At 52.9% G+C, this 11,465-nt stretch carries 10 protein-coding genes; 7 read left to right on the top strand and 3 right to left on the bottom strand.

Going from position 1 to position 11,465, the window contains the following annotated elements:
• Positions 1–112 precede the first annotated feature (112 nt).
• Positions 113–1,207, bottom strand: a complete 1,095-nt coding sequence (locus tag JXR15_RS13555; RefSeq protein ID WP_294114083.1) for a TRAP transporter substrate-binding protein — start codon at positions 1,205–1,207, stop codon at positions 113–115.
• Between the two features lie 141 nt (positions 1,208–1,348).
• On the bottom strand, positions 1,349–2,947 hold the full coding sequence (locus JXR15_RS13550; RefSeq protein ID WP_422053750.1) for a GMC family oxidoreductase: 1,599 nt from the start codon (positions 2,945–2,947) through the stop codon (positions 1,349–1,351).
• Between the two features lie 105 nt (positions 2,948–3,052).
• On the opposite strand from JXR15_RS13550, the gene JXR15_RS13545 reads away from it, so the two are divergent.
• Both JXR15_RS13545 and JXR15_RS13540 read left to right on the top strand, forming a co-directional pair.
• Positions 3,053–3,820: an IclR family transcriptional regulator gene (locus tag JXR15_RS13545; protein WP_422053749.1), complete on the top strand. Its 768-nt coding sequence runs from the start codon at positions 3,053–3,055 to the stop codon at positions 3,818–3,820.
• A gap of 315 nt (positions 3,821–4,135) precedes the next feature.
• Positions 4,136–4,642: a hypothetical protein gene (locus JXR15_RS13540; RefSeq protein WP_422053748.1), complete on the top strand. Its 507-nt coding sequence runs from the start codon at positions 4,136–4,138 to the stop codon at positions 4,640–4,642.
• A 140-nt stretch (positions 4,643–4,782) separates the two neighbouring features.
• Here JXR15_RS13540 and JXR15_RS13535 read toward each other — a convergent pair whose 3' ends face one another.
• Entirely contained in the window at positions 4,783–6,174 is a 1,392-nt protein-coding gene (locus tag JXR15_RS13535; RefSeq protein WP_422053747.1) for a tetratricopeptide repeat protein, read from the bottom strand.
• Positions 6,175–6,270: 96 nt separating this feature from the next.
• Between JXR15_RS13535 and JXR15_RS13530 the strand changes: the two genes are divergently transcribed.
• The 5 genes from JXR15_RS13530 to JXR15_RS13510 all read left to right on the top strand — a co-directional run bounded on the left by JXR15_RS13530 (position 6,271) and on the right by JXR15_RS13510 (position 10,333).
• Positions 6,271–6,540 carry a hypothetical protein gene (locus JXR15_RS13530; RefSeq protein WP_422053746.1) on the top strand — a complete coding sequence of 90 codons (270 nt, stop codon included), beginning with the start codon at positions 6,271–6,273 and terminating at the stop codon, positions 6,538–6,540.
• 12 nt (positions 6,541–6,552) lie between these two features.
• Positions 6,553–8,196, top strand: coding sequence for a sulfatase-like hydrolase/transferase (locus JXR15_RS13525; RefSeq protein WP_422053745.1), 1,644 nt, complete (start codon positions 6,553–6,555; stop codon positions 8,194–8,196).
• A 394-nt stretch (positions 8,197–8,590) separates the two neighbouring features.
• Positions 8,591–8,998, top strand: a complete 408-nt coding sequence (locus JXR15_RS13520) for a hypothetical protein (RefSeq protein ID WP_422053744.1) — start codon at positions 8,591–8,593, stop codon at positions 8,996–8,998.
• 232 nt (positions 8,999–9,230) lie between these two features.
• Entirely contained in the window at positions 9,231–9,974 is a 744-nt protein-coding gene (locus tag JXR15_RS13515) for an HlyD family secretion protein (protein WP_422053743.1), read from the top strand.
• A gap of 86 nt (positions 9,975–10,060) precedes the next feature.
• Positions 10,061–10,333 carry a hypothetical protein gene (locus JXR15_RS13510; protein ID WP_422053742.1) on the top strand — a complete coding sequence of 91 codons (273 nt, stop codon included), beginning with the start codon at positions 10,061–10,063 and terminating at the stop codon, positions 10,331–10,333.
• The last annotated feature ends 1,132 nt before the right edge of the window (positions 10,334–11,465 follow it).

The raw sequence follows: 11,465 nt of genomic DNA, 5'->3' as shown, positions 1-11,465 counted from the left end.
TGTCTCCCTTGTCCCGTTCAGCGCCCATTTATTAGGTCTTCAGTTTTGAAAAGGACGCATGTCCTCATCAAAACTGAAGCGCGGGGCCAGCTTGGCCCCGCACGTTTCTAAGTCACTTCAACGTTGCGGCATGCGCTCTGCCGAGCCCCGCGTTTGACGTTTGAGCGCCAGCCCAGAAGGGAACCGCGATGTCTGCGAAATCCTTTTGGGACTGCCAAACTTCAGCAAAGAACTCATTTTCGTCCGCGGCGGCCTGAAGGGCATTCTTGGCTGCGGCCATGTACTCGGTGAAGTAATCAGCCGGAGTGTCTTCCAAAATCACGCCATGGTTCTCGGTCAGGTCCTTAAGGGCCTTGCCGTTCTCATAGATCCGGTATGATAACGATTTGGACAGAGAGGCGTTCGCGGCAACTTCCAGCGCCTTTTTCTCGGTGTCACTCAAGCTGTTATAGAAGTCGAGGTTCACATACATGTCTGCGTTCACAGTGACCTGGTGCAGACCCTGCAAGTAGTAGTGCTTCAAGACTTTCTGGAAACCAAACACGCTGTCGGGCTTCGGGCAGCACCATTCGGCTGCGTCGATGGTACCCTTTTCCAGCGCTGGCAGGATATCTCCGCCGCCCATAGCAACCGCGGGAACACCAATGTCGGCGTAGGCTGCGCCAACCATCCCCGGAGGGGCACGGAACCGCATTTGGCGGAAGTCATCCATGGACTCGATGGGTTTTGGGAACCAACCCAAAGCTTCTGGACCAACTGGCTGCAGCATGAAGCCTTTGACGTTCACACCCATTTCGACCCAGAGCTGATCGTAGAGCTCTTTGCCGCCGCCGTATTGGAACCAACTGAGAAACGCTATGTTGTCCAAGCCAACACCTGCACCCGCCACCGGCGCGCCAAACAGGTTTGCTGCAACGTGTTTGCCGCCCCAATAGTGGGTCCAAGCAAAGCCTCCTTCGACGAGGCCCGCGTCAACTGCATCCATAATGTCGCGTGGCCCAACAACCGCGCCCGCAGGCAAAACTTCGATCGTCAACGAGCCATTTGTCAACGCTGCGACGTCCTTTCCAAATTCGTTCAGCATATGAACTTCGTCAGCGGTGTTTGGCAGCACTGATTGAATACGTAGCACCTTTTCCGCCATTGCGGCTGACGCCATGAGCGCCAGCGCAGCGGCACTGGCTGCTACCTGCTTAAGTTTGAACATTTCTAGTCCTCCCTTGAAAAAAGCCCTCTGTATTTTTCTGATTTATCGCAGGGCTGAAGGCGGTGCCCCGGAGTTTTTGGGGCCATTCTGATGACCCATGTTTCACGCGCGAAAGCGGCAACCTGATTGCTGTGCCTGGCGTCATTTTGCATCCTCCAGCACAAGGTCTGCGGCTTTCTCTCCAATCATGATGCAAGGCGCATTGGTGTTCCCACTCACGATCTGAGGCATGATCGACGCATCGGCGACGCGCAGCCCGTCGATCCCTCTCACCCGCAAACGCGGATCCACAACGGCACGATCATCGTTGCCCATTCTGCAGGTTCCCGTGGGATGATAGATCGTGACCGATGTTCGCCGTGCCCAATCAAGTGTCGCTTGCTCATCATCTAGAGCCACTCCGGGACCTGGCGCATGTTCTTCTGATACGTGGGATTTGAGAGGGGCTGTTTGCGAGATTTTCCTCGCAATCTGAATGCCCTTCACAATCGTCTTGCAGTCCAGATCCGTGGCCAGGTAGTTCGGATGAATCTCCGGGTGATCTTCCATTTTTGAGGAACGTAAAGAAAGGTGGCCCGCGCTTTCGGGGCGCAATTGAAGAACCGAGGCCGTGAAAGCGGAGAACTTATGAGGGCCATCCGCAGGTTTGTCCGCACTCCAGGGCTGAATGTGGAACTGTATGTCTGGGGTCTCTAGATGGTCCTCAGTCTTTAAAAACCCCGCTCCAAGGCTGGCTGCCATCGTCATAGGGCCACGTTGTGTCAGCGCATATTGAAGCGCCATCAGGCCCTGCTTGAAGAGGCTATTGGCTTCTGTGTTGATCGTGCTGAGATTGGTTTTGAAGACAGGCCGCGCCTGCAGGTGGTCCTGCAAGTTTTTTCCAACGCCCGTAAGCGCGGCGCGCGTTTCTATGCCGAGTGGGGACAATTCGTCAGGGTCGCCTACGCCAGACAACATCAAAATCTGAGGGGATCCAATCGCGCCGGCGCTCAGGATCACCTCTTTGCGTGCCCGCACGCTTTTCATGGAACCATGGCGTTTAACACGAACCCCTGTGGCCCTCTGTTGTTCAATCAGGACCTTTTCCGCCTGCGCATTTGTAAGAATGGTGAGGTTTTTTCGGTCTTTGATCGGATTCAGATACGCAACTGCGGCAGAACATCGGCGACCGCCTTTCATGGTCAGTTGGAAGTATCCAACCCCTTCTTGATCCTCGCCATTGTAGTCGGCCGTACGCTTGAAGCCCGCCGCCTCAGCCGCATCGAGCCACACATCCACCACTGTACGAGTCAATCGCGACTCTTGTACCGAAAGCGGACCTTCCGCCCCTCGTACACCGCTCTCATCTACGCCGTGCCAGGTTTCGGCCCGTTTGAACAGCGGTAGCACATCTTCCCAAGACCACCCGAGGCACCCCAGTTGCGCCCAATGGTCGTAGTCCTGCGGTTGGCCCCGCACATAGAGCAACCCGTTGATGGAGCTCGACCCTCCAAGAACCCGGCCTCTGGGCCATGAAATGGCCCGGCCAGAAATGCCGTCGTCCGGTTCAGTGACATACATCCAGTCAGACTTCGGATTGCCCATTGTTCGGAAATATCCAACCGGAATGTGGATCCATGGGTTCCGATCCGCAGGCCCCGCTTCGATCAAAGCAACAGAGTATCGTCCGTCCGCTGACAAGCGGTTCGCCAACGCACAGCCTGCAGACCCAGCTCCAACGATTACGAAGTCGAACTCCATTTCACCTCAAAACTCAAAAATTGAGACTTTTGATCTCGTTTTTCACAAATATTGACGCTACAATGATTCGCGGAAAATGCACTATTGTTTTTTGAAGAGGCTTTCATGTCGCCGACTGACCGGATTCCAACCAATCTGCGCACACTCCTGATCTTGGAGGTTTTGGGGAAAAGCGATCATCCGATGACGGCGACCCAGATCAATGAGCAGCTTGGACTTCCAAAACAAACGGTTCACAGGCTTTGCGTGACTCTTGAGGAAAACGGGTTTCTGACACGCCCCGGCAAGTCGAAGAGTTATCAGGTGGCCCGTCGCCTGAGAGACTTGGGGTCAGGTTTGCTGCACAACTCAAGAGACCACGTCGCGCGGCATCAAATCCTCACTGACGTGGCACGACAGATTGGCGAGACAGTGAATTACGCTGTTCCCGGAAACTCCGGGATGAACTATCTGGATCGCGTTGAGACCGATTGGCCGTTCCGAATTCAGCTGCCAATTGGGTCCAGCGTCCCCTTTCATTGCACGGCAAGTGGCAAAACATTTCTGGCAAGCCTTGCGCCCCAAAAGCGTAAGACTTTAGTCGCCTCGCTTAACCTCAAAGCGATGACCCGACACACACTTGTCGATCCGCAAAAGCTCTTGGATCAACTCGCCACCATCAGGAAGCAAGGGTACTCTCTAGACCAGGAAGAATTCTTAGACGGCATGGTTGCGATCGCCGTTCCGGTTCTGGATCCAGCCAGCCGTTACTTTGCAGCTTTAGCCTATCACGGCCCAGCTCAAAGGATGTCTCTGAAAGAAGCCGTGGAACGGAAACACATTTTGCATGATGCGGCCACTCGGCTGAGCAGCGTTTTGTTTCAAGAAGACTGACTTGGTTGCAAGGTATAGGATGTCAAAACTTGGACAGATTTAATTTAACGATTCTGCTCGAGACCTGAATTACTGAGGGTTGTCTTGAAGACACCCAACGGCAATTAAACGACCATCGCTGCCACAAAACCTCCCCCCAAACGAGACAGTACAATTTTCTTACTGAACTAAACACATTGGCTAGTGCAACTTTTGAGTATGGCGAAGCTTAGGCGCGATCCTTAGAAACGCCGGAATCTGCCAATCCATGCAACCGCTACAATCTTCACCAGTCTTCTCCTCTTTTGCAAAGAGTTCATCGCAGAGACCAATCGGTTGCGTGCCTCGTCTCAATCGTCTCGCGCATCCAAGGAAACCGAACTCGCCAAGACAAGTCTCGCGCTGGAACGTCTGGTTCAGGCACTCATAGACGGCGCACCAGCATTCACAGTCAAGGATAAGATGGCTAAGTTGGAAGCGAGGAAAGCCCAATTGGACAGTGACTTGAACGCGGCGCCAGCGTCCCAACCTACCCTGCATTCGAACATGTCAGGTATCTATCACTCAAAGGTCAGCAACCTTGCCGACGCTCTCAATAAGCCCGATGTGCGTGGCGAAGCTGCGGAGGCGCTGCGCGCTCTGATCGACCATGTGGTTCTGACGCCGTCGGCGGAAGGATATGACATTGATCCACATGGCGATCTTGCAGGTATTTTGGCTTTAGCGACTGTTGAGAACGCAAAAACCGCCGTAGCCGATGTGGCTGAGGCGGTTTCGCAAGCATCGTTGGTTGCGGGAGTACGCAACCGCCGATGTCGAACGGAATTAAAATGCCGCATTTGATGGCTATCGGCCGATAGCTGGCATTGACCGAATGCGAAGGCACGGCATTACGACTCTCCTAAAGCGGCCATTGAAGCATACGCACAGAATGACTCTTAGCGTTTTCTGATCTGGAGCGCCTTCCCAAGAAACATGAAACGCTACTCCGAGTTCACAGCGCTGTTATTTTGGTTCGGCGACCACCCCGCTCCTTCCATGCCTTTCAAGAGCTTCGCGGCATCCTCTGGGTCGCGAAACAGCTTGTCGGATAGCAAATCCACTCGTTGGTCAGGCCAGGACTGAGTGTATTTTTGGACTAACTCAGATGCTTGCTGATCTTCTCCAAGAAAATGATGTCCTGCCATAAGATACGCCACGGTGATCGGCCCAAGGGGAGCTCCACTCGCAATGGCCTCTTCAAATCCCTCAATTGCCTGCCGATAATTTCCTTGATGGAAGAAAGCCGCTGATCTCGCGTTCTGGAAAACAAATGGCGCTTTTTCTTGTGATCTTCCAACCAATTTGGATGTGACGTCGACAACTTCTCTAAATTCTCCACTGTAAAGTGAAATGAGAGCATCGAATTCCAAAATATTCAGATCATCAGGGGCCAACTCTCTGGCTCGACGTGACCACATCAAAGCTTTGTCGTAGCTCCCCGAGGCAAATTTTGTCCAAGCGTGAGCTGAAATTGCCCACGCGGAGTCGGGCTGCAACGCTAGCGCTTTGTCCGAGTTCAATTTTGCAGCATCAAGCATTGCGGCAGATTGGACTGGGTCCGCAACGATCACCGCCATCAATCCGGACACCTGCGCCAAACCAGCGTACCCGCCCGAATAAGCTGGATCCAAATTGACCACAGACTCAAAAATCAATTCAGCTGCAATCAGTCTTTTCATATCGGTCGCCGGGAAAATGATGCCGCGTCCCTGTTTGGCCAAGTTGATGGCTTGCAGTCGTTCTGGAGACGTATCGAACAGCACCTTTCTTTGTTCGTCAGCACTGGCAGACACTGTCACCGTGGTTGTGGATCGCCCCCATTCGGAGCCAAAATACACGAAGCCGGAAAAAACGAGCAAAATGACAATTCCCGAAACGCTCCAAATCATCGATGACCTGCGTGTTGCGCGCCCAACTTGATGCACTTCGGTGTCTAAATTGACATCTGCCGCGGCGATCTCAAAGACGGGCCGGTACTGCCCTTTGGGGAGCTGAAAGCGCAAGCTCTCTCCGGCGCCTTCTTCGGAATAGTATTCGTCCAGTTTTCTACGTAAACGCCCTGCGTCTACTCGTACGACGCTCTCGCGCTTTTCTATTTCGGTCGTGTCATACCCATAGAAATCCATCGCTATGGTCTTGGCTCGAACCAACGCACCTCGATCTGCCATCTCTTCTTTTACAACGTATTCCAGGAACCCTATCAACCGATCAGAACCGGAAAAGGTTTGCGAAGTTGAAATCCTACTAAACGCCTCGCCCACGCTCTGGGCGCTAATGCCTGACCTTTCGTCTGTTTCAAAATTTCGCCCTGAAGCGCGGTTCTCAATTGCCATTAAGTGCTTTAGAATCCTGAAATCTCTATGCGTATGAAACCGTAGCATGCGCCTTGAAACGTTCAAATGCTAGTGTCGCGCTGCAAAAGTGGCGAGATGGATTTAGAGCGTTCCAATATTTTGCATTCCGAGCAAGTCTTAGAGCAGTTGTTTGGCATTTGTCCGCAGCTTGTCGCAAAATTTCGCGCGCAAGATCCTTTGTTCGATGAACTGATCGAAGATTACCTGACGATTTCTGAGACACTCCGGAACTCAAGGCGGGCATCAAACGAAACCAACCGTCAATTCCGGTCGGACTTACTTGAGACGCAACGCTCCCTAGAAGCCGAAATCAAAATGCATCTCTCAAAAGCCGCACAAACATGAAAAGGATACAAAATGATGCGAATAGCATGGGCATTGCCCGCGATACTGTCAGGCTCTCTCGCCACAGCACAAGAATCCCCGATCATTCAAGACGGGGAGTACAATTTTCTGCGCGCACAATTCGGTGAACAATGGGATGCTCAGGACGATGAAGTTGACGCGCGCCTCGAGGAAATCAGGGAAGCCAACGGAGGCAAACCACCCAACATTGTGTATATCCTGATCGATGACGTGAGCTTTGGGTTGTTGGGAAACAGAACGCTGAACTATGTGACGGGCATTAGCACCCCGCGCATCAACGAATTTGCCGAAGAAGGCATGTCCCTGATGCGCATGTATACCGAACCATCTTGTACACCGACGCGGACCGCAATGCTGACTGGACGGCATCCCGTGCGGGCAGGTGTGGAAGAAGTGAAGGTCGCGCTCGTTGGAGAAGGTCTGGCCGAGGAAGAAGTGACAATCGCCGAAATTCTTAAAGATGTTGGGTACAACACCGCGCACGTTGGCAAGTGGCACCAGGGCGACATCGAACAGTCGTTTCCACACAACCAAGGCTTTGACTGGGCTGCTTTTCCAACGCATCAACAAGTGCAGCTGTCGCTCATGACGCGTGAAGCAATGGAGGCCAACAACATGGTTAGCCTCGATCCATCCGCAGCTACAAACCCATTTGCTATCGATCAGCGGTTCAAACCCTATGGGCTTGTGACCGGCCTGGAAGCCGAAGCTGGCGGAATGGCGCGCGAGGTGCACATGAAAGCCGGTGAGGTTTGGACCCAAGCGAAGTATCACGAAATGAACGTGCGCTATCAGGATCAAACGCTTGAAAAGCTGAACGAACTGGCCGCCAAAGACGAGCCGTTCTTTTTGCAGTACTGGCCATTGTACCCATTGAACTTCGTTTACGATCAAGAACAGCAGACTTCCCGAAATGGTGGGTATATGGCTGAAAAGCTCGAGTTTCTCGACGGATGGTTGGGTGAAGTTTTTGACGAAATCGACAAATTGGGCATTGCTGAAAACACTGTGGTGGCACTGATGGCCGACAATGGCATCTTCAACTACTACACGCCGGCTCAGTCAGGTTTCATGGAGTTGATTTATCGGGGTGGCAAGACACAGCATCTCGAAGGCGGTGTACGCACCGATGCCTTCATTCGCTGGCCGGGAGCGATTGAGGCAGGCAGCGCAGCCGGAGATATCTTTCACGTTTCTGACCTATTTACCACGTTTGCAAGACTTGCGGGCGCAACAGACTTCATTCCCCGGGATCGCGTAATTGACGGTATTGATCAAACCGCATTGCTTCTTGAAGGTGAAGGAAACGGACGTCGCGACTATGTTTATGTATATGAAGGTCCGGTCCTGCGTTCCGTCGTGAAACAAGACTACAAAATGCACCTACCGCCTCCAGGATTGCCGGGTGCTGCGGCCGATGTCTACAATGTTGTTCGCGACCCACGGGAAGAGCACCCACAGATCGGAATGGCTCTTTGGTCAGGTGCGTCTTTCCAGGACATGATCAAGCGTCACATGATCACTATCAAGAAGCATCCGCATTTGCCTTTAGGCACGGACGTTCCTTACAGCGGCATCGAAAATCTCCGCCCCGAGAGCCAACTTGCCCGCGAAGTTTTTGATAGCTGGCAGTAACCTTCTTCCGCGCGCTCACCTTGGCTCCAAGCCAATGTGCGATCTATCGGCGGGATCTGCCAGAAAGTGCCTGCGGTTGACGCGAACTGTGTTTGCCGCAGGTGCAAATTGAATAACTCACAGCAACACAAATGGAACAGGTACCAATTCTCGATCTGAACATCCCTTTGAAATGTACGGTTTGACACCGCCAGATTTCAAACCACCGGTCCCAAATTGCAATGTAAGAGCGCTGCGATCGTTTCGTCGAGGCCAGCCAAATCCCGGGGTAAGAAATGCAGAAGAACCCTATGATCAGCGTTGCCGTCGCTTTGATGGTCTCTGCAACTCCTGTTTGGGCAGATCAAACGGCTGAAAGGAACTATCGTGCCTTCGTCTATCTTTGGGGTCGGCTTTGGGCGACAACACATCAACCGGCGAGAACGTCGAAATGAGTTTTGCCGATGTTGTTGACAAACTCGACTTTACACTCGTGGGCGCCATTGAAGCGCGAAAACGTCCAGTGGCGCTGTTTGGCGACGCGCTCTATCTAAACCTTTCAGAAGGGAGGAATGCGGCCGTTGGCCCAGGTATCCCAGTCACTGCAGACGCAAACGTCAAGGGCGCGGCCTTTACATTCGGAACGGGTCGAGACTTTTCCCTAACCGGCAACCTAAATTTAAATGGTTTTGTCGGTTTGAGGCATGCGATACTGGATACCTCTGCGAACATTGCCGTTGGCGGCGGATCACAGCGCGCCAATGACACCCTGCGCAACTGGGACGCAATCATTGGCTTACGCGGAACGTCGGAGACGTTCTGACCGTTGGGCCGTAACCTACTACGGTGATGTTGGCGCAGGTCAAAGCGACCTGACATGGCAGGCAAACCTATCATTTGACTATCGAATTAACGATTGGAGCCTGAGCTTTGGGTATCGTCACTTGAGCTGGGACATCAGCAATTCTGCGGTATTGTCAAAACTATCCTTCTCCGGCCTATATCTTGGCGCCAAGTTCAAATTTTGACGGCATTAGCTTAAGAGGGCAGCACACATGCTGATTGTTTTAGGTGCCTACTTTGGACTGATCTGGCTGGTCTTTTCTAAGCTCCGATTGCTGCCATGGAATATGACGTCAAAAAGTGTTGTCTATGCAGTTGCGATCGTCATTGCTTTGGTCGTTATAGGCTTGCTCCCCCCCCCTTCTGGGTCCATTTCGGTTCAAGGCGCTGTTGGGGAGATCAGACCTAACATTGGCGGCACAGTTACTAACGTTGACGTTGAACCCAGCACAGATGTTGACGATGGCGACGTGCTCCTCACGATTGATGACACGTCGCAAAAAGCTGATCTGGCGATTGCCAAGGCCGCGTTGGCAGCGGCTCAATCAGCCGCAGATCAACTCATCTTGGACCTTGAAGCTACAACTGCAGACATTGAGGGTTTGGAGGCTCAACTCGAATTTGGTGTGCAACGTCGAGACGACATCGTTCGCCTCGAAGATCGTGGTGCATCTACCGGCTTTCAAATGCAGGAAGCAGTGAGCACAATCGAGCAATTTTCCGCAGCAATTCGCGCCACAGAAGCCAGAAGGGCAAGCTTGGAGCACAGGATTGCCGCAAAGATTGATGAAACGGACATAGGTGCCATTGAAGCAAGAGCCCAACTTGCCAAAGCCCAATGGGCATTGGATCAAACTATCGTCTGGGCACCAGCTGACGGAGAGGTAACGGCTCTCAACCTAAGAGTTGGTGATCGTGTGGCGCCGACAAGGGGCGCGGTGAACTTCGCCAAATAAGACGACCGGGCGTTTGTTGCGTCCTTACCTCAATCAAGCCGCGCCAACGTTGCTGTCGGCGATGAAATCAGAGTGCGCTACGCACTGTGCCGGGCTTAGAGTTTGAAGTTCCCATAAAGGCGATCCCATTTGGCAGCGCGGAAGGCGTTTTCGCGCCGAGAAATGGATTACCTTCTCTTCGCGAAATCGGCGACGGCTCGCGTTTTACTGTCACGATGTATAACCCGGATGAAGCCTCACTGGAAGCAGTTCAATTGGGCGCATCGGGTACGGTTTTGATCCTAACGGAGGAAGCCGGTGCAATTTCCGCACTCGCCGAAATCCTGTTTTGGATCGGTAAGATGATGAACAACCTTTGAACCCATTAGACGTTACGTTGCAGCGCTCCTTTTTTGATTTCGGATTGCCGACGTACGATCTGATCGCAGCGAAAGTTAGCTTTCCGCCCACAGTGATTAGGTCAGCTACCGGCCTTTACCGGTCATTGGACATTGACGACGCGCAGCAGGTCGGCTTCCCCGAAACAGACATTGGGTACACGATGCAGCATTTGGGGCGCCTGAGCGGCAGCACTGCGGACAAAAGCTGCGATTGGTCGTTATTTGCGTAAAGACCGCTATCAGCCCAAAGCAGAGTTTGGGCCGACGCGCAGCAAAATCCGTAAAGAGCCCATTCTGACTGATGCTGCTCATGGCACGAACGGTAGCAATGCGCAGGAAGCGGACTTTAAATTGTGTTGTGAACGGTCCTTTTCGGACGTTGAGGTCAACCGAATTGAGCTTCCGCTTGCCCTGGGGCGGGTTAATGCTTGCGGCGACTCTTGCGCGTTCTCAGCGGCTGTGAGGGTGCCCATTCACGCCATGTAGAGGCCATTCGTTCACGTCTTGGGAAACCTTCAGCCGCGCCTGCCGACGGCTTAGTTTGTTGCGTTTCGAGAGTGCCTCATAGACCGTCAGGTTGTGGCAAGTGTGGTTCGTGACAACGATGCCCATGGCCTTGGGGAGCGGCGTGTTTTCCCACTCACGCGCGGTCAGCTTCTGAACAACGGCTGGGATTTGGTCTTTAGAAAAAGCGGGTATTCTAACGCAAGATATGCGAGGGTAGTTTCCGTGTCGTAGCTGTATTCTGTCTATGATGGTCTCTGCTGGTATTGTGATTGCGGTCGGGCCAAAAGGGCGGCCGACGGGTTTAAGTGCGAAGTCGATGCAGAGACAAATCGAAGAGTGAGTAGCCCTGACTGGGCACGCCTGTATAAGGATCGGCAACTGGCCAGCGGAGTTGGTTAGGTAATGCCCTATATGCTTTATCCAGATAGGCTAGGACTTCCTGTCAGGTGTTTAGCTGGGTAACTCGAGTGATGCGCGAAAGATCCTTTCCCAGAGCGCTTGTTTAACTGCCTGTCGAAAGAGGTTTGGTTGCTTAGGGACACCTTCATGGCGACCTAAGGCAACCTCGCGCCTCAAGCTGGAATCTTAAGCAACTGCATGGCAA

Origin of the sequence: Shimia sp. (assembly GCF_049116215.1) — a bacterium.
Lineage (GTDB): Bacteria > Pseudomonadota > Alphaproteobacteria > Rhodobacterales > Rhodobacteraceae > Shimia.
Note: the sequence above shows the minus strand (reverse complement) of the source record. Positions and strands in the feature narration are given on the sequence as shown.